Source organism: Vibrio sp., from assembly GCF_048266485.1.
GTDB lineage: Bacteria > Pseudomonadota > Gammaproteobacteria > Enterobacterales > Vibrionaceae > Vibrio.
Map to the genome: position 1 here is coordinate 509636 of NZ_JBLWZK010000001.1, position 19171 is coordinate 528806.

General features: G+C 41.8%; 15 protein-coding genes and 1 tRNA gene. 1 reads left to right on the plus strand and 15 read right to left on the minus strand.

Annotated features, from left to right (window positions below; all coding sequences use genetic code 11):
• Window positions 1-391: 391 nt before the first annotated feature.
• The 12 genes from prpF to ACN0T8_RS02375 form a co-directional block, all read right to left on the minus strand.
• Complete coding sequence (gene prpF / locus ACN0T8_RS02320; RefSeq protein WP_417879053.1) at window positions 392-1609, minus strand: 2-methylaconitate cis-trans isomerase PrpF; 1218 nt, start codon at window positions 1607-1609, stop codon at window positions 392-394.
• A 34-nt stretch (window positions 1610-1643) separates the two neighbouring features.
• Window positions 1644-4235 (minus strand): Fe/S-dependent 2-methylisocitrate dehydratase AcnD, encoded by a 2592-nt coding sequence (gene acnD, locus ACN0T8_RS02325; RefSeq protein WP_417879483.1) that lies wholly within the window; start codon window positions 4233-4235, stop codon window positions 1644-1646.
• A gap of 34 nt (window positions 4236-4269) precedes the next feature.
• Window positions 4270-5400 (minus strand): bifunctional 2-methylcitrate synthase/citrate synthase, encoded by a 1131-nt coding sequence (gene prpC / locus ACN0T8_RS02330; RefSeq protein WP_417879054.1) that lies wholly within the window; start codon window positions 5398-5400, stop codon window positions 4270-4272.
• 350 nt (window positions 5401-5750) lie between these two features.
• Window positions 5751-6665, minus strand: coding sequence for a methylisocitrate lyase (gene prpB / locus ACN0T8_RS02335; RefSeq protein WP_417879055.1), 915 nt, complete (start codon window positions 6663-6665; stop codon window positions 5751-5753).
• A gap of 30 nt (window positions 6666-6695) precedes the next feature.
• A complete protein-coding gene (locus ACN0T8_RS02340) occupies window positions 6696-7385 on the minus strand; it encodes a GntR family transcriptional regulator (protein WP_417879056.1) in 690 nt (229 codons plus the stop codon).
• Between the two features lie 233 nt (window positions 7386-7618).
• Entirely contained in the window at window positions 7619-8713 is a 1095-nt protein-coding gene (locus tag ACN0T8_RS02345; RefSeq protein ID WP_417879057.1) for an HNH endonuclease, read from the minus strand.
• Window positions 8714-8720: 7 nt separating this feature from the next.
• A complete protein-coding gene (locus ACN0T8_RS02350) occupies window positions 8721-9317 on the minus strand; it encodes a class I SAM-dependent methyltransferase (RefSeq protein WP_417879058.1) in 597 nt (198 codons plus the stop codon).
• A gap of 821 nt (window positions 9318-10138) precedes the next feature.
• Complete coding sequence (locus tag ACN0T8_RS02355) at window positions 10139-12016, minus strand: hypothetical protein (RefSeq protein ID WP_417879059.1); 1878 nt, start codon at window positions 12014-12016, stop codon at window positions 10139-10141.
• A gap of 40 nt (window positions 12017-12056) precedes the next feature.
• On the minus strand, window positions 12057-13634 hold the full coding sequence (locus ACN0T8_RS02360) for an LA2681 family HEPN domain-containing protein (RefSeq protein WP_417879060.1): 1578 nt from the start codon (window positions 13632-13634) through the stop codon (window positions 12057-12059).
• A 201-nt stretch (window positions 13635-13835) separates the two neighbouring features.
• Window positions 13836-14264, minus strand: a complete 429-nt coding sequence (locus ACN0T8_RS02365) for a Fic family protein (RefSeq protein WP_417879061.1) — start codon at window positions 14262-14264, stop codon at window positions 13836-13838.
• An 81-nt stretch (window positions 14265-14345) separates the two neighbouring features.
• Window positions 14346-14433: transfer RNA gene (locus ACN0T8_RS02370), tRNA-Ser, on the minus strand.
• Between the two features lie 141 nt (window positions 14434-14574).
• On the minus strand, window positions 14575-15015 hold the full coding sequence (locus tag ACN0T8_RS02375; protein WP_417879062.1) for an L-alanine exporter AlaE: 441 nt from the start codon (window positions 15013-15015) through the stop codon (window positions 14575-14577).
• A 330-nt stretch (window positions 15016-15345) separates the two neighbouring features.
• Between ACN0T8_RS02375 and ACN0T8_RS02380 the strand changes: the two genes are divergently transcribed.
• Window positions 15346-15921 carry a UPF0149 family protein gene (locus tag ACN0T8_RS02380; RefSeq protein WP_417879063.1) on the plus strand — a complete coding sequence of 192 codons (576 nt, stop codon included), beginning with the start codon at window positions 15346-15348 and terminating at the stop codon, window positions 15919-15921.
• Between the two features lie 664 nt (window positions 15922-16585).
• On the opposite strand, the gene nadA is transcribed toward ACN0T8_RS02380, so the two are convergent.
• From nadA to pal, 3 genes are all read right to left on the minus strand, one after another.
• Window positions 16586-17647 (minus strand): quinolinate synthase NadA, encoded by a 1062-nt coding sequence (gene nadA, locus ACN0T8_RS02385; protein WP_417879064.1) that lies wholly within the window; start codon window positions 17645-17647, stop codon window positions 16586-16588.
• A 219-nt stretch (window positions 17648-17866) separates the two neighbouring features.
• On the minus strand, window positions 17867-18643 hold the full coding sequence (gene ybgF / locus ACN0T8_RS02390; RefSeq protein WP_417879065.1) for a tol-pal system protein YbgF: 777 nt from the start codon (window positions 18641-18643) through the stop codon (window positions 17867-17869).
• Between the two features lie 12 nt (window positions 18644-18655).
• A complete protein-coding gene (pal, locus tag ACN0T8_RS02395) occupies window positions 18656-19171 on the minus strand; it encodes a peptidoglycan-associated lipoprotein Pal (protein ID WP_417879066.1) in 516 nt (171 codons plus the stop codon).

The following is a 19171-nucleotide window of genomic DNA, read 5'->3' on the forward strand; positions in this document are numbered from 1 at the left end:
AGCAATCGATTGGTAACAAAAGGTATAAATATCCCATTCCCATAACGTGATATTCACTGCACATTAGCAACACTGAAGCAGTTATTGCGGTCAACAAACCACCTCAGAAAATAGCAAGTACGACGCTTAATTGATTCAGAAAAAGCTAGATTGGCATTTTTATTACGACCTTAACTTATCGCCATAAATACCAATTTAGAACCGAGAAAATAGGAATCTACGTCAACCTATTTACTGGCTAAACCTCTTCGTTCAAAAGTCGTCGACATTGATTGCTTAGCAACTCAATTTATGGTCAATTCCAGTATTTATGAACGTTCAAAGCCAGGCCCTAGTGATTTATCAATTGAATATAAACCTGATAAAAAATTCCGCTATTAAAATTCTTTTATCAAAACTCATTGGGCACGCGAACCCAGCCTTCCATTAATATCCGTGCACTGCGGCTCATGCTGGCTTTTTCTATCTTCCAATCTCGCGCACCATTTTCAAGCAATGTATAGCTAGCTTTAGCGCCAATTTTTAAGCTGCCAGATGGATGACCAAACACCACTGATTCACGCTCGCCACCACCCGCGGCAAGATTCACGATAGTACCCGGCACACTGGCTGCGGAGCCAATTGCCACTGCGGCAGTGCCCATCATAGCGTGATGCAATTTCCCCATTGATAACGCGCGGACTAATACATCAATATCACTGGCATTCACCGGCTGACCGCTAGAAGTCACATAGCTTTTGGGCGAGCTAACAAAAGCAATTTTAGGGGTATGTTGCCGCTGCTTGGCTTGATCAACATGTTCAATTAGGCCCATTTTAACTGCGCCGTGAGCACGGATAGTTTCAAACATCGCCAACGCTTTTTCATCATTATTGATGTCATCTTGCAATTCAGTGCCTTGATAGCCAAGTACCTGCGCATCAATAAACATGGTAGGAATGCCAGAATTAATAAAGGTCGTATGAAAACAACCCACTCCTGGCACTTCAAGCTCATCGATCACATTGCCAGTAGGGAACATGGATCCTTCACCGTCAGCCGGATCAATAAAATCGACTTGAATTTCCGCCGCAGGAAAAGTTACACCATCGAGTTCAAACTCCCCAAGTTCTTGCACCTGTCCATACTGAATCGGTACGTGAGTGACTATGGTTTTATTAATGTTCACTTGGCGAATTCGAACTGGTAGCACCCCTTGCTCTGGGATATTACTTTCATCAATTAACCCCATATGCAGCGCCATAGCACCAACACCGGAGGACAAATTGCCGCAGTTACCACTCCAATCAACAAAAGGACTATCGATAGACACTTGGCCGAACAGGTAATCGACATCGTGATCTGGGCTATCACTTTTGGATAAAATCACTACTTTGCTGGTACTTGAGGTTGCGCCGCCCATGCCATCAATTTGTTTACCATACGGATCTGGGCTACCAATCACCCGCAGTAAAAATCGGTCGCGACTTTCCCCAGCTTGTTGAACGCCTTCTGGGAGATCCGCCAAGTTGAAAAATACACCTTTACTGGTTCCGGCCCGCATGTAGGTGGCAGGAACTTTTATTTGTCGCGCACCAGACGCTTGTGACAGTGTCACTGATTGATTCATATTTAAAGTCCTCTATATTCTGCATCGACACCAGTTAGTGCGCTAAAAACTCTTGCGCGAAACGTTGTAATACACCACCTGCTTGATACACCGACACTTCATCCGCGGTATCTAAACGGCAAGTCACCTCAACTTCGACTATTCCGCCTTTTTGATCACCATTTACCCGAGTAATCACTAAAACCAAATCGCAACCTGGGGTAATTTCCCCTTTCACGTCATACAACTCGGTGCCATCCAGTGCCAAAGTATGTCGATTCATACCCAGCTTAAATTGCAGCGGTAGTACGCCCATCCCAACAAGGTTAGTACGGTGAATACGTTCAAAGCCCTCGGCTACAATCGCTTCAACACCGGCTAACCGCACGCCTTTGGCTGCCCAATCGCGCGATGAACCTTGGCCATAATCAGCACCCGCGACAATAATCAAAGGCTGCTTGCGCTGCATATAGGTTTCAATTGCCTCCCACATGCGAGTGACTTTACCTTCCGGCTCCACTCTCGCTAAAGAGCCTTGCTTGATTTCACCATTTTCCAGCACCATTTCATTAAACAGTTTCGGGTTAGCAAACGTCGCACGTTGAGCCGTTAAGTGATCGCCTCGGTGAGTCGCATAAGAGTTAAAATCTTGTTCTGGAAGTCCCATTTGGGCTAAGTATTCCCCTGCTGCGCTGGATGCTAAAATCGCATTGGATGGGGATAGATGATCAGTAGTAATGTTATCGCCGAGAATCGCCAGCGGCCTCATGCCTTTTAAAGTACATTCTCTGGCTAACGCGCCTTCCCAATACGGCGGGCGGCGAATATAAGTACTCATTTCACGCCAGTCATACAGCGGCTTGGTTTGATAAATGCCAGTATCTTTTTCAAACATCTTCACATAAATTTGCTGAAATTGTTCTGGCTTCACATGCTGATTGACTACCTGATCGATTTCTTCATCTGTTGGCCATAAGTCATTAAGGTAGATAGGGTTTCCTTGCCCATCATGCCCCAACGCATCTCGCTCAATATCAAAACGAATAGTCCCTGCAAGCGCATAAGCGACGACCAATGGTGGAGAAGCTAAGAACGCCTGTTTGGCGTAAGGGTGAATACGTCCATCAAAATTACGATTACCCGATAACACCGCGGTGGTATAGACATCACGTTCAATAATTTCTTGCTGAATAGTCGGATCAAGCGCGCCACTCATACCGTTACAAGTGGTGCAAGCATAGCCGACAATGCCAAAACCTAGTTGCTCCAAGTCCGATAGTAACCCTGCCTCCTCAAGATATAACTTGGCAACTTTAGAACCCGGAGCAAAAGAGGTTTTCACCCAAGGCTGGCGCACTAAACCGAGTTGATTGGCTTTTTTAGCCACCAGCCCTGCCGCGACGACATTGCGAGGATTACTAGTATTGGTGCATGAGGTAATGGCGGCAATGATCACTGCGCCATCTGGCAATTCACCTTCTTTCTTTTGCCACGCTCTGGCTATGCCACGTTCTGTTAATTGATTAGTCGGTAAACGACGATGTGGATTAGACGGCCCAGCCATATTGCGTTGCACACTAGAGAGATCGAATTCCAGTACTCGCTCATATTCAGCCTCAGTTAAATCATCGGCCCATAAACCCGTTTTTTTGGCGTACTGTTCGACCAAAGCAACTTGCTGTTCATCACGTCCAGTCAGTTTTAAGTATTGAATGGTTTGTTCATCGATATAAAACATGCCCGCGGACGCGCCGTATTCAGGAGTCATATTAGAAATGGTCGCGCGATCGCCAATGGTTAAATCACGCGCTCCTTCGCCGAAGAACTCTAGGTAGGCAGACACCACTTTTTGATTGCGCAGAAACTCGGTTATTGCCAGCACAATATCGGTCGCGGTAATACCCGGTTGACGCTTACCGGCCAGCTTTACGCCGACAATATCTGGCAAGCGCATCATCGACGGACGTCCAAGCATCACGGTTTCCGCTTCTAGCCCTCCGACACCAATCGCAATCACGCCTAATGCATCCACATGCGGCGTATGACTATCGGTTCCCACACAAGTATCAGGAAAGGCAACCCCCTGTTTAGCTTGAATAACCGGAGACATTTTCTCTAGGTTAATTTGATGCATAATCCCGTTACCGGCCGGGATCACGCTGACATTTTCAAACGCTGTTTTACACCACTCGATAAAATGAAAGCGGTCTTCATTACGTCTATCTTCTATCGCGCGATTTTTATCAAACGCATCCCCTTCAAAGCCGGCATGTTCTACCGCCAATGAGTGATCGACAATCAACTGGATTTCAACGACCGGATTCACTTTGGCCGGATCACCACCTTGTTCAGCAATTGCATCACGCAAGCCAGCTAAATCCACTAATGCTGTCTGACCTAAAATATCATGACACACGACTCGCGCCGGATACCAAGGAAAATCCAAATCTCGTTTACGCTCTATAAGCTGACGCAATGACGCTTGTATATGTTCAGGCTCACAACGGCGCACTAAATTTTCTGCCAACACGCGTGAAGTATAAGGCAAACTTTGATAAGCCTCAGCTTGGATGTCCTCTACCGCCGCGCGCGCATCGAAATACTCCAGCCCAGTGTCGGGTAATACTTTTCGATATTGATTATTCATCATGTTCTCCAAACCTTGATATTGCAGACTTTGATTATGCTCGTTGCGAAATAGGCAACCACTCTCGATGCTCTGGCCCTTCATAATCAGCACTAGGACGGATAATTCGATTATTAGCTCGCTGCTCAAACACATGTGCCGCCCAGCCAGTGAGTCGACTCATGACAAATATTGGCGTGAATAACTTGGTGGGAATATCCATGAAATGATAAGCCGAAGCATGGAAGAAATCGGCATTACAAAACAAATCTTTTTCACGCTTCATTACCGCTTCGACACGCTCTGAAACCGCATAAAGATTCGTGTCTCCTACCGCTTCAGAAAGCTTTTTCGACCACTGTTTAATCAGTGCATTACGAGGATCGCTTTCCCGATAAATCGCATGCCCAAAGCCCATGATCTTGTCATTGTTGGCTAGCATTTTCAGAATATTAGCTTCCGCTTCATCTGGCGTTTTCCAATCTTGAATCATCTCCATCGCTGCTTCATTGGCACCGCCATGCAACGGCCCACGCAGACTACCAATCGCCGCAGTAATACAAGAATGAATATCAGACAAGGTTGAAGCACAAACTCGCGCGGTAAAAGTTGAAGCATTAAGTTCATGCTCCGCATATAAAATCAGCGAGCAATGCATGACTTGTTTATGCAGTTCACTGGGAGCTTTATCGGTGAGGAGTTTGAGAAAATAACCGCCGATGGAATCTTCACTTTGCTCGAAAGTATCGACTCGCACGCCATCATGACTAAAGCGATACCAGTAACAAATAATTGCAGGAAACAGTGCTAACATACGTTCTGTCGCCGCTTGCTGTTGGGTAAAATCCGTTTCTTGTTCTAGATTGCCAAGCACAGAACAACCTGTACGCATTACATCCATTGGATGAGCATCCGCCGGAATCAGTTCTAATGCTTGTTTAAGCGCATCTGGCAGCCCACGTAGACCAATTAAACGGGTTTTATAAGCATCGAGTTCTGTTTGATTAGGCAAATACCCGATTAGTAATAGGTGCGCTACTTCTTCAAATTGGGCGTGATTAACTAAGTCGGTAATATCATAACCGCGGTAAGTTAATCCAGTGCCTGATTTACCGACAGTACACAACGAAGTCGTGCCTGCACTTTGTCCACGTAAACCGGCTCCAGATAAAGTTTTGTTTGTCATTTAGAACTCCTTTTCGATATCACTGCGTTTGCTCTGTTGGCATCGTGCTTATTGCACTTAGTGGGCAGCGATATGGTTTTCACGTTATTGGTTTATCGAATATCGGGCGCTTCGCTTCTCGTTTCTCGTAGCTCGAAAAAAGCACCGTCATTTCTGTCACATTCTTTTAAGTCGTCATTCCTGAGGAGCCTAAGCGAGAGCAGGAATCTAATCACCACACCTTATATACCTAGATCCTCGCTGTCGCCTAGGCTCCTCAAGGATGACGGTTTTGTTAATTAGTGCTCTTCCAGCTCAGCTCTTACACGTAGCGAAGCGTTCACGTTACACGCAACTCGAAACAATCTTTCTTATTCTTCCGAAAACAGCCTATCCAACTTATCCTCATAATCATGATATTTAAGATGCTGATACAACTCCGCCCTAGTCTGCATTTGGTCAAGCAACGCTTCCTGATTCCCCTCAACCAATAAATGCTTATAGACATTTTCTGCCGCGCGGTTCATTGCTCGAAATACGCTCAATGGGTAAAGCACCATATCCACGTTGGCTTTGGCTAATTGCTCACCGCTAAATAATGGCGTTTGGCCGAACTCGGTAATGTTGGCTAGAATCGGCACATGACGCCCAACCGCCGACTGCAACGCCTCAGAAAACTGGACATATTGCTCTAGCTGGTTCATCGCTTCCGGGAAGATCATATCCGCCCCCGCTTCGACACAAGCAATCGCACGTTCAATGGCTTTATCAATGCCTTCAATCGCTAGCGCATCGGTACGAGCCATCACCACAAAGCTTTCATCGCTGCGAGCATCTACCGCGGCTTTTACTCGGTCGACCATTTCTTGTTGGCTCACAATCGCTTTATTAGGACGATGACCACAACGCTTCTGCGCCACTTGGTCTTCCATGTGAACCGCTGCTACACCAGCCTTTTCCATTGTCTTAATGGTGCGCGCAATATTAAACGCCCCACCAAATCCGGTATCGATATCCACTAGCAAAGGCAGATCACACGCATTGGTAATCCGCTCAACATCCACCAGCACATCATTCAGGGTAGTCATGCCTAAATCCGGCAAACCATAAGACGCATTGGCAATACCGCCGCCAGAAAGGTAGATCGCCTGATGACCAATATTCTTTGCCATCATGGCGCAATAAGGGTTTATGGTACCGACAATTTGTAGCGGATCATTTTGCTCTACCGCGAGCCGAAACTTTTGTCCTTGACTCAATTGTTGCCTCTGACTTAATGTCGCCATGGTCGTTCTCCTTAACTTGAATATAATTCTCTAACCGATTTGTTGCTCGATTAACTTACGACTACCTGAAATGTGTCGACGCATCAGCATTTCCGCTAATTCCTCATCACGATTCTTAATCGCCTGAAAAATAAATAGATGTTCATTGAGCGCATCAACCGGACGGGAATGCGAACGTGGGGATTGATAACGATACATGCGTAATAAGTGATACAACTCATCACACAGCAAGGTAATCAATTGAGTATTACGGCTGGCTTTAATAATGCAGTAGTGGAAATCAAAATCACCGTGTTGATGAAAATAAGACTGACCATCCGATTGATTGATATGCTCTGAATGTGTCGACAATACCTGTTCTAACGCATCGATTTCATCATCGGTCATACAACGTGCCGCCAAGCGAGCCGCCATGCCTTCCAATGCTTCACGCACCGCATATAAATCGATAAGCTTTTGCTGCGAGAACGTCGTCACCCTCGCCCCAACATGTGGGATTCTCTCAATTAACCCCAAAGCTTCTACCCGCATAATCGCTTCACGCAACGGCCCACGGCTGACCGAAAAACGCTTAGCCAGCTCAGGCTCAGAGATCTTACTCCCCGGTTCAAGCTCACCATTCACAATCGCTTCAATTAAATACTCGGTCAAACTTTCTGATTTGGTATGCTCTTTAACATCAGAAATATTGCTTATCACGCTGTCTGCCACACTCGCCATTCACACTCACTCCGACACCTAAGTGTCAACAATATACATTTAATGGTGATAAATTAAGCGATACCGGAGGCGCATGTCAAAGAGATTGTCGACAACTTGCGTTTTTTGATAGAAAAGAAAGTAAGAATGTGAGCGTGGTGGCAAAAGTGCTAGTAGGAAAAGTAGAGATGGAAAAAATGATAGGGAAACTAACAATAAAAGGATCAACACAAAATATAAGCTAGAGTTTTCAACTATTCATATTTCGCAGGCTTTTCAGCCACTAGTCCCAACGGCTGGCTATATTGCAATGGCTGGCTTACCGCTAATTCAAAGCTATCTTTTGCTAACCAAAGCTTTGCGCCATTACTGTTTGCGACTTGGTAGGCCCAATTACTTACCGCGCGAGACTTATCAGCATCACAATGAAAGTAGGCGCTCAACTCAGATTCAATCGTCGTTTTAAACTGGACGAGGTTTTGATCTTCCCAATTCTCTCTATGCTTCTGCCCTGCTAAAAAATCACGTTTACTGTTATTGCAAGCGCGATGAGCAGCGACAAAATTATGCCCTAGGTCATTGGCATAACGAGCAAAAGGAATAAAGTGATCAACTTCTGTATTTCCATTTAACGGATTTTGGCAGTAAAAACACAGACCATGTTGTAATTCTTCGAGTATCGGCTTTGCTTTGCCTAGTGCATTGCGGTCTAAACCAAATAAAAAATCATGCAACTGGCTTTGTGGGCCAATCAAACTTTGATTATGTTTAATACTTTGAATTTTTTGTAGCCATGAGTTTTTGGCTAAATAGACAACCAAATCGTAAAAACGTCGAAAACAGGAAGCAATGCCCGGCTTTAACGTAATGTACGATTGGCCTTTAATATGGGGATAAAGAAAGCACTCTTCTTGTTTAGCGAGAATTTGTAGACGCCAAAGAGGCCCATCTTTTAAGGTGTTCATGGCAGCTTTAAAAACGCTTGGCCATTGCGAACTTTGTTTTAACGCTCGTAAACTGCGGATGTTATTTTGTTGGCATTCATAAAGCACTGAAATGACTTTAGATTGCCCTCCACTATTTTGTTTAAGTAGCGCCATTTCACCTGTGTGTTCAGATGAAAATGGTACGGCATGATGCCAATACAACACGATAAGCTTTTCGGCGAGCAAATCGAGTGGAACATTCAATTCACTATTTTCATATACCAGCGGCTGCTCAACACACACATCAGCTAACGCATGCAATAACGCAAACTTATAAGTCGCAGAAAAGTCACCTTCTGTAAGCAAACGTTGAATATAGGCGATGAAATCTAGTTGCTGCTGTTGGTGATGAATTGCCGTCATAATAATTCTACTTTAGCTTACTTAAAATAACCGTTTCCCAAATCACTGAGTTCCGTTGCAATACATCATCAGAACCGGATTGTTGGCATATCACCAAACCTACTTGATTAGCTAATTTTTCAATTTCTTTAATCGACACATCGTAGCCTTCTCGCCCATCATCAAAGTCACCATGACGCAGTGTAATCACGATCTTACCTTGAGCGTTTAATTGTTCAGCTAAAGCCTTTAATGAAGCCGGACGTAGTTCAACCGGAATATGCATCCAAACCGCAGATAATAAAATCAAATCAAATTGACGAGACAATGCCTCAACACCGACTAAATCTGGTAGGTAGTCTCCAAACCATTGAATCGAATCTGGTGAGTTTTGTTTTCCTAGCTGACGTAGATTATCGCAAGGCTCTACTGCCACGACGGAACAACCTTGACTCACAAACCAACGTGAGTCACGCCCAGAACCAGCACCAATATCTAAAACGTTATAGCCAGATTGAGGCCAATACTCTTGCCAAGACTTATGAACCGATTCAAAGGTAACGGAGTCATATTGCTCAACAAATTGAGCTGCGTTTTCGTTATAAACAGCAATCGTTTGGGACATAAGAAAACCAGAGGTAAGTCATTTGTTTATAATGATATATGACTCAATTGGATATGGCGATGGGAGATAAAGAAAATATAGAGGTCTACATAGTAAAAAAGCCCCAGCATTTCTGCTAGGGCTCTAAATGTGGCGGTGAGTGAGGTCTTCGACTTAAGATTTTAAGTGGTTGTTATTACTTGATAAGTTAATAATGGTAATAGGCTCCTATTACCTAACGTATTACTTAATAAATATGTTCATTCTAACAATCACCTTTAGCATAACATTAAAACTCTAAACCTTTCCTAGGAGATGACATTTCTACTATGAGACGCTAAAATCAAAAGAACTATTTAACTAATCATCAATTATACAACAGGAGGATTTATGAGCTATGAAACGAAATTTAACATCATTGTCCCAATCGTAATGGTTGCAAGTTTTTTAACCGGTTATTTTATTGTCTAACAAGACCGATAAGCTTACAGAACGTTATCTACCAGATCACAGTATAGATCGCCTTTACTTATGAAAGGCGTTTAAAATTCACCAGCACCAGTTTAACCTATTTTCTACAATTTATGGCACTACAAGAGTAAGTTCAACGTATAGCTTTAAAGTGTTTTTTGGACAAAACTGAGTCAACGACTTTTCTAAATTAGCAAAAGATAGATTAATTCAAGTATGGCAAACTCCTATCGGTAAAAGGTAAGACCTGCCCCTAATGAATTCACTAAGCTAAAGATTTAGAGCAGATGAGTCATAATCTCAAGAAGCACAAAGCCTGTGCTGTTTTATTTTATTATGCTCAATTAGTTGTATTACCCGATATGAATAAGCTACATAATCTCTGGCAAAGGTGGTTTTTCTTTACCTATACGAGCCTTGAAGTTATTAATATCCGTTTCGAAGTTTTTGTCTTCTGTTTTTAGAGCAAATTCTAACATACCATCTGTAAATCTAGTTAGGTTCAAGTGATTTGATATACGCTCATGCTTGAGGATTTTTCCATATAGTAAGTTATGATCTATATAATCAATAGATATAACAGAAACATAATCATTGTATTTTAGATATCTTGCATTTATTCTTTGCCTATGTGCAAATTGAATCCTACAATAATCTCTTAATATCAACCCACAACTTTCAATTAATTGAGATGAATCGCCAAGCTCATATTTTTGAGCAGAGCTTAATATTTTATCAATATGATGTGACAATGATAAGAAATCTTCCTTACTGAAGTATTTTAATGCATCATTTATTAAAAATCTGTAGTTCTTCTCTTGATTGTCAATTACATCATTTAGTAAGTTATCTAGCATTTCCTCATCAAAATTTAAAGTATATGTTTCACTATAAAGTTCTTTAAGAAATTCAATAAAATCCTTATATTCTAGTTGGAGGTCTAGGTTAGGATTATCTATAAAGTCCAATTCTACTGGGTATGTTTCTGTAGGAATTTGTAGTTTCTTTTTGTGTATAGAATTTAAGTTATATTCAAGATATGCTTCACGTCTAATCGGTGAAGTTGAAAGTGCTAGAATGAATTTGTAGGATAGCTCTGAGTCGTTTAGATAAGTGACAATCAAAATGACTGTCGACATGATTTTCTTTTTTAGCAATTGATCAAAGTTGGTGTGCGTCACCATGTTTTCAAGCAAATTACAAATGGTTTTAATTAGTCTTTCTTTCTGATTGCTATAAAGAAGATAATACATACCGTCGACTATATTTTGAACTATTTGAAAAGAGTTGTGAAAGCATTCGTCTCCGACAATAAAATCCAGTGCGGTTGAATATGCACCAGATGTTATTTCTGGATAATATTTTAATATAGTGTGGTCATTAATATACTCGTATAGTCTATCATTATCTTTATCATCTAACCTTATCGATGAAAGCTCTTTCCTTCTGGACTCAATCCACTCACTAGCTTTGACTTTTCCATTTATTTTTGATCGTCTTGTAAAAATTATTGGTGTGTAATCTGGAAGATGATCAGGAGAAGTTTTCTCTCCGAAAACTGAAATTTTCACTTCATTTTGTAAATCATAATTATCTTCAAAATACTCAGTGGATTGAGATATTAGAAATCCTATATTATCATAGTGAGAGAAAGGTTTTCCCACGTTACCATTATTTGGTTGAGTCCATGCAGGGAAGGCTGATTTAATTTCCGTTCCTTTGAACTGAATAACTATTTTCATAGTTTTCATTGGTTCATCATTATTGATGTAACCTATGATCTGACCATTATGACCATTACTTCGTTGAGTTATATCTTCATTCTCTAATGCCTCATCAATTGCCTCGATGACAGCATTTCTATCATAATGCTTAGGGAAAAGAGTTTTCCATAGGTAGCCAGATTTATAATAATCGTCTGGATACATTGTTATTTTAGCTGCTTTACCCGAAAATAAGTCTCTGGGTAACCTTAACGTGATAACTCCATTGCTAAGCTCTCTAGCGTAATACCAGTATTTGTGAATGTTACTGTTGAAAAAGTGTAAGTGAGAAAGTTCTTTGCAATAATTATTTCTAAAGGTGTTCCATCCACTACAAGAATGTAAACCACCTCTCAGAACAGTCATATTGTTATCACCTTGCTGAGTTCTTACTACAAAGTTACCTTCATAGACATGCGTGACAGCCTCTTCACTAAGTCTCAGTTTTTTACCATCTGACTGTATATATTCTTTAATAATTTTCATCTTTCAATAAACTTTTGTTAAACACTTGAGATATGATTTGTTAATTGTAATCTTTACGATGAATACTGTTAGGAAGATATACATACGAATCATCTTTTTGTTTTAGGGCCTTATCGCGAACTGCAAACACGAATGAGAATATAGCAGATCTTGTTAACTGCAAGAGTCGCTCTAGGTGATTGATAAATAGTCCTTCTTCAACGAGAACGATATTTCCCATAAAATCATATGAATTATATATGTCACTAGGCCCGTTGGTGTTATGTACAACTACAAACTCATGCTCTAAGTCATTTCTTAGTTGCTTTAGGAAAGACCACTCACCACCTTTTCTATCATTTAAGTCTGTCGCAATGCTATATAATGCAAGCAGGCCTGCACTCTTATGCTCATTAAACTTATTTCTTCGGTCATCGCTGTCAAGTTGCCAAAAGCTCTGGAAATATACCTTTCCATTCGGAGGGTATAGATCAAACAGTTCACAAATAGCTATGCCTATTTTGTCTAAAATTCCAAAGCATGCTCTAAATGCTGTCCTTAGTTTTTCAACGTCAATACCTAGTAACTCATCATTAAAAAGCTCAGAGAAGCATGAGGCATGGAGTAAATCGTAATCTTTGTCTTTAGTTACATATTCGAAATATAGATGCCTTGCAAAAGAAAACTCTGATTTTAAGCGGTTAAGTACCATTTCCATTGGAATAACAAAATCTCCGACAACACCTTCCAAAGTGGGAATCGTCAAATTGTCTCTAGCGCTGCCTGCACAAGCACAGTACAGCCCATGCTCAGACAAACTCAAATGATTGTCCAAACAAAACTGTCGATAGCAACTTAGAGAATCATATTCAGCTTTAGTAGCTTCAGAGTCATGTAGATCAGGGGCAATCTCAGCTTCATTACAGGCTTCGTCTATTTTCTTCTGATGATAAGCGACTTGTCGTTTGTAATGTTCGCCCCATATTGGCGGAATTTCTCGTGATTTAAGCACATTTTCATATCCACCTTTTATTTGTTCCAGCATTTGGATCGAAAATGTATTCGAAACCTGATTGAGCATCATAAGTGTTTCAGATCTATTAACCCATGCCTGTGGAATGTCAAGTCCTAGAGAGATTACTTTGTCATAGCACTCTATTGCTTCTGCTATACGGAATTGTTGTTTCAACGAATTCCCTAGGTTCACAATATAAGTCGGGTTGATTACATCCTGACATGACTTTATTGCTTTCCAGAGGTCACTTTTTATATCGATCAATTGCTCAATAGTAGAGAATGTATGATTAAAAGGATTTTTCTCAACGATCAAGTTGGACTTAGCGTTGCTGAGGTTGTAGAAATATGCGTCTTCTCCTATTTGTTCGACTATTTCATCTTTATAGTCCTTGAGAATACTTAACCCTTTCTCAGTTGAGTCATTGCATGGTTGCATGTGGCCAACGTCAATAAATATACTAGCGACGTTAGAGACTATTCTGAAAAAAGTTGCGTCTCTATCTAAGCCGCTAACTACTTGCCTATGTAAGCTCTCAGCACCTTCTTTGGCGTCATCAAACAAACCATTGCCGACAGTATCTGATAACCGACTTAGTTCTTTTACAATGAATTCTATTTCCATTATAGCTCCGAGAGTATAGTTAGTTGAGCCAGAGGAAATTGATGCTTCACCTCCTCCAACACACTTTGTTGCATAAGGAAAAGTAAGTCAACTGATGCTGAGGATTAGCTAGTAGAAAAATGTCGAAACTCACTTTGAGGCATAAAACATTTACCCCAAAGCACTGGGTGGCAAATAAACACAATTTAAGTAAAGCCTAAATCATTGTCCCGTCTGCACAGTAATAAACTTTTGTTTTGGACTGGTTGGTTTATCAGGAATAGTTAAAGCCAACTTACCAGAATCAATCAATGGTTTTACTATCGACTTTCTCACGTACTCATTGTCACTTAAACCTAAATATTGTTGTATTTCTTGCCTACTTTTAGGGGTTTGGCAAAATTTGAGTACGCTTTGCTCTTTATCGGTAGCTTCCGGGGTAGCTTCCGGGGTAGCTTCCGGGGTAGCTTCCGGGGTAGCTTCCGGGGTAGCTTGTTTTAATGTCTCTTGAGAGTCAATAAACCCTTTAGCAAATGGAATGACAACTCGAATGAAGTTAGGGCTAAATTGGTAAATGCTTTGAGGATATGCTTCTAAAATACGATGAATACATTGGCGAGAAGATTGATAAAGTAATATTTTTGGCTTCATTGTCTGCTACTTTGTCCCCTAGAGGTAATAGCACACTGCCTAGAAATGAAAAAAGGCCTGAATAATCAGACCTTTATAATGTGGCGGTGAGTGAGAGATTCGAACTCTCGGTACGTTGCCGTACACACACTTTCCAGGCGTGCTCCTTCAGCCACTCGGACAACTCACCGAATTTTGTTATTAAGGCTTTGCTTAACGAGGCGCTAATTTAATGATTATGCTGGGTAAGGTCAAGCGCTTTGGGGCTTTTTCCGGTGTTTTGTGGTTAAGTGGTCAATATTTAACTTATTTCGTTATCCAACCACTGACCTTATGTGTACATCGGTACTCTAAACCACTTACGACACGCATCTAAGAACACGCCATACACTACCCCCATTCCACCCGCGACGATGGCGTTGCTGATCACTGCGGTTAGGATTTGATTTGGAGTTGCTCCAACGACTAATAAAATCATGGCATAAACTGGTGACTGAAACGTCACATAAGCACACATATCGGCCAGTTTCTTCATCCAGCGACTTATAGAGATATGTTGGCTTTTACGTAGCACCCAATCTCGAAATAAACCATAAGGAATGGCGATGATAATATTTACTGGAATCGATAAGGTTCTTGAGGCTAGTGATTGTTGAAAAGACATGCCTGATACAAAGATCTCTATCGCCATGCCGGCAATAAAGCTAAACACTACCATTGCAAACATATCGGCTGCGGCTTGGCGAAAGCGGGCTGAACCTGAAAACGACATTTGCTTACCTACCTATCAAGAGTAAAAATCTAATAAAATTGATGAGTTAAGTCGTGATTCACTCCCCTTCTCACTTTAGGAAGATTATATTCACACCCACCCAGTTAAATCAAAGCATTAAAAACTATTTAATGTTTATTTAGTGGTTTTTATTGTTATATTTTAAAATTAAAACCAGTATATAAAACTATATATTCCAATAAATACAAACGGATTCACTAGCCTTTTTGTTGGGTTTTTATCAAAGAGTTTTAAACTTTTCTAATAACGGTATGTTCTCATCTATGAGCTTGCTATCATTACCTCATCATTTGTGAATAGGTAAATACCGTGACGTTAGATGAACTGTTAAACCAACCTGAGCTTGAAAACAAATTATTAAATGCCGCACAAACACAAGGCTTTATCACTGCCATGGCGGCTGCACCACATTTGCTTGATCCTTCTGAATGGCTTCCGTTCTTATGGGAGGGTGAAGAAACGGCTCCTTTTGAGACTGCTGATCAGTTTGAGCAATATGCTGAACTTGTTATTGCGGAATGGAACCGTATTCATCCTGCTTTGCTTGAAGGCACCTGGAGCTGGCCTGAAGGCTACGCGTTGGATGAAGAAGAAGTGGTAACTGAATCGGTTCGTGACTTTGCTGAAGGCTTATTACAAGGCTGGCAGCTTAGCCGTGATGATTGGGAAAACTTGATGCCTGAAGACAGTGAAGATAACGCATTACTAGGTGGCGTATTGCTGTCTGTAAGTATGCTTTATGATCCAGAAACGGCTATTATGACGCTATCTGACCAAGGGTTAACGGGCTTGGATGAGTTTGCTGAGATCTATAATGCAATGCCTGTCATGCTGTGTGGTTTAACGCTACGTGGTAATCAGTTGGCGCAAGATACGAATCATTAAGGCTTCGGTATTCGTGGCTAGGGCGCTTTGCTTCTCGTGGCTCGGATAGAAGAAGATTGTTGCGAGAGCCGAGAACGCTTCGCTTCGGGTTACGTGTTAGAGCAAAAAACAAAGAAAGGCCGATATATTGGATTATATCGGCCTTATTTGTGTGCGTTATAATGTTATAGGGAAAACGTTAGGAGATCCTGAACTGCGCTCCTACGTCGCTTTTCAGGATGACGGTTGATTAGTTTTAGCTTTTACACTTAGCGAAGCGCTCACGCTACACACCACTCAAAATCCAAACATCGTCATTCCGTACATGAGCCTAAACGAAGAAGATAAAGAATCTCCTACCACACTACTCATCAGATACCCGCCTGAGATCCTAAATTACGATCTTACGTCACTTTTCAGGATGACGTTTAATTTCATTTGGCTTTACACGTAGCGAAGCGTTCACGCCACACGCAACTCGAAACAGAAAAACACCGTTATTCCGTACATGAGCCTAAGCGAAGAAGATACGGAATCTCCTACCGCTCATTACTCATTAAACCTCTGCCGGAAAATCTAAATGCGACCTTTCCTTGCTTTTCGGCTCTCGAGCGCAGCGTCCCCGCTCCTCGGCTCTATTCCAAGCCACGAGAAGCAACGCGCCCGAACAACGAGTCCCGTTTACTTACGCATTCCCTTTCACTTTCAGGTTTAACGACTCGGCAAAATCGAGCATGCGGTTTAGTGGAATGAGTGACTTCAATCGAATGTCTTCATCGACAAAGATTTCATGATCTTTGCCACCTTCTGATAATGCGCTTTCAATCGCTTTTAGGCCATTCATTGCCATCCACGGACAATGTGCACAGCTACGACATGTTGCACCATTACCTGCTGTTGGGGCTTCTACTAGTTCTTTTTCTGGCACGAGTTGCTGCATCTTAAAGAAAATGCCTTTGTCGGTTGCCACGATCATTTTCTGATGTGGTAATTCTTTGGCAGCTTTAATCAATTGGCTGGTTGAACCTACTGCGTCAGCAAGTTCTACAACGCTCGCTGGTGATTCTGGGTGAACCAGTACCGCAGCTTCTGGATACAGCGCTTTCATATCTTTCAGTGCTTTGGCTGAGAACTCATCATGTACGATGCACTCCCCTTGCCATAACAACATATCAGCACCGGTTTTCTTTTTGATATATGAGCCTAGGTGACGATCTGGACCCCAGATGATTTTCTTATCTTCTGAGTCTAGGTGCTCAACGATTTCATTGGCAATACTTGAGGTCACCACCCAATCTGCGCGAGCTTTTACTGCTGCTGAAGTATTGGCATAAACCACGACGGTGTGATCTGGGTGGGCATCGCAAAATTCGGTAAATTTATCAACAGGGCAGCCTAGATCTAATGAACACTCTGCTTCAAGTGTTGGCATAAGAATGCGTTTTTCTGGCGTAAGGATCTTGGCTGATTCCCCCATAAAACGAACACCGGCAATAATAAGTGTAGAAGCGGAATGACGGTTACCAAATTTCGCCATTTCTAATGAATCACCAACAAAGCCGCCGGTTTCTTCTGCGAGTGCTTGGATCTCTGGATCGGTGTAATAGTGTGCGATCAGTACCGCGTCTTTCTCTATCAGAAGTGCTTTGATTTTTTGAATATAATTTTCACGTTGCTCTGCAGTCAAAGCGACCGGTTTTGGGGGAAATGGATATACGGTATCGATTGTATCGTTGATATGCGCCATTGCTCTTACTCTACGCAGTTTTAATAATTCGATTATTGTACACCTATTAAGGGGAATACTAAAACCGGACTTTTTCTGCGTATCGATACCCTAGTGACTTGGGTATTACATTGGCACATGATAGAAATAATTAAGCCACCTGTTGATTATAATAACTCTGGTTACTATAAACAGCATGGTGGCTTAAGTGTCATCAGCGATATGAAAGCTTAATTTAGGCTATAAATTCTTTTGCGCGAGTTTTGCAGCTGATGAGTTCGGATATTCACTTATCACTTGCTGGTAATATTTATTCGCTGCGGTATTGTTATTATTACGCTTGGCAATATCACCCAACTTCACTAGAGCATCGGCACGTTTTGAGGAGTCTTTATAACTCACTACTGCGGCAAAGCTTTTCGCTGAGTCTACATCCTGCTTTTTCGCAAAATACAGTTGCCCTAACCAATAATGTGCGTTGGCCGCATAGCCTGAGTTTGGATACTTGGTTTGAAAATCTTTTAACGCAACAATTGCGCCATCGTAGTTACGATCTTTTAAGATCATATCAACGGCATCTTGATAAGCGCTTTGCTCATCACCGGATGCTTTAATCACTTCAGAAGATGCAGCAACACCACTTGTTTTAACAGTGGTAGAGGTTGATACACCACTTTTTTTAAGCTCATTAACTTCAGTACGAAGCTTATCAAGCTCAATAAATAATTGGCGTTGGCGATCGACCATTTGCTTCATATCGTAGTTATTACGTTCGATAGTCCCACGTAGGTTACTGAGATCAGCCGCTTGACTATCAACTTGTTGTTGAAGGCGAGCTTGTACTCGGTTGCTGTTATCGAGCAAACGTTGCAGGCGTTCAGCATTGGTTTCTGAAGAACCAGAAGATGAAATGTGAGAGTCATTGAGATCAGATACTGGAGCAGATGCAGCAAGCACTGGGCCTGCTGCACTTACTAGTAACGAAAGCGTAATAACTCGCTTTAAGTTACCAAACATAATTATCGCCTATTAGTAAACGACAACTGCACGACGGTTTTTAGAGTAAGCCGCTTCAGTTTGACCCATTTCTAGAGGCTTCTCTTCACCGTAGCTCACGATAGAGATTTGACTAGCTTGAACACCTAGTGCTTGTAGGTACTTAGATACTGCTTCAGCACGACGCTCGCCAAGTGCGATGTTGTATTCAGGTGTACCACGCTCATCAGCATAACCTTCGATAGTCACGTTAACATCAGGCATGCTGCTTAGGAATTTAGCGTGAGCTGCTAGGATATCTTCGTATTCAGAAGAAATTTCAGACGTATCGAACTTGAAGAAAACGGTTGAGTTTTCACGAAGTTGTTGTTCCATTTGCTCTTGTTCAGATAGTGCTGTGCTCTCATCCACTGGAGTTGCAACTGCTGTTTCTTGTGCAGTTGTTTGAGAATCAGAGGCATTTGCCGCATCATCACTAGAACTACAAGCTGCTACCGTTAGTAGAGGTAGAGCAATTGCTAGCCCTTTTAGAATTTTATTAAGTTGCAT

What these genes read in the sequence shown, in the direction of transcription:
- prpF (WP_417879053.1), bottom strand. Translation starts at nt 1,609, where the DNA reads ATGAATCAATCAGTGACACTGTCACAAGCGTCTGGTGCGCGACAAATA.
- acnD (WP_417879483.1), bottom strand. Translation starts at nt 4,235, where the DNA reads ATGAATAATCAATATCGAAAAGTATTACCCGACACTGGGCTGGAGTAT.
- prpC (WP_417879054.1), bottom strand. Translation starts at nt 5,400, where the DNA reads ATGACAAACAAAACTTTATCTGGAGCCGGTTTACGTGGACAAAGTGCA.
- prpB (WP_417879055.1), bottom strand. Translation starts at nt 6,665, where the DNA reads ATGGCGACATTAAGTCAGAGGCAACAATTGAGTCAAGGACAAAAGTTT.
- ACN0T8_RS02340 (WP_417879056.1), bottom strand. Translation starts at nt 7,385, where the DNA reads ATGGCGAGTGTGGCAGACAGCGTGATAAGCAATATTTCTGATGTTAAA.
- ACN0T8_RS02345 (WP_417879057.1), bottom strand. Translation starts at nt 8,713, where the DNA reads ATGACGGCAATTCATCACCAACAGCAGCAACTAGATTTCATCGCCTAT.
- ACN0T8_RS02350 (WP_417879058.1), bottom strand. Translation starts at nt 9,317, where the DNA reads ATGTCCCAAACGATTGCTGTTTATAACGAAAACGCAGCTCAATTTGTT.
- ACN0T8_RS02355 (WP_417879059.1), bottom strand. Translation starts at nt 12,016, where the DNA reads ATGAAAATTATTAAAGAATATATACAGTCAGATGGTAAAAAACTGAGA.
- ACN0T8_RS02360 (WP_417879060.1), bottom strand. Translation starts at nt 13,634, where the DNA reads ATGGAAATAGAATTCATTGTAAAAGAACTAAGTCGGTTATCAGATACT.
- ACN0T8_RS02365 (WP_417879061.1), bottom strand. Translation starts at nt 14,264, where the DNA reads ATGAAGCCAAAAATATTACTTTATCAATCTTCTCGCCAATGTATTCAT.
- ACN0T8_RS02375 (WP_417879062.1), bottom strand. Translation starts at nt 15,015, where the DNA reads ATGTCGTTTTCAGGTTCAGCCCGCTTTCGCCAAGCCGCAGCCGATATG.
- nadA (WP_417879064.1), bottom strand. Translation starts at nt 17,647, where the DNA reads ATGGCGCATATCAACGATACAATCGATACCGTATATCCATTTCCCCCA.
- ybgF (WP_417879065.1), bottom strand. Translation starts at nt 18,643, where the DNA reads ATGTTTGGTAACTTAAAGCGAGTTATTACGCTTTCGTTACTAGTAAGT.
- pal (WP_417879066.1), bottom strand. Translation starts at nt 19,171, where the DNA reads ATGCAACTTAATAAAATTCTAAAAGGGCTAGCAATTGCTCTACCTCTA.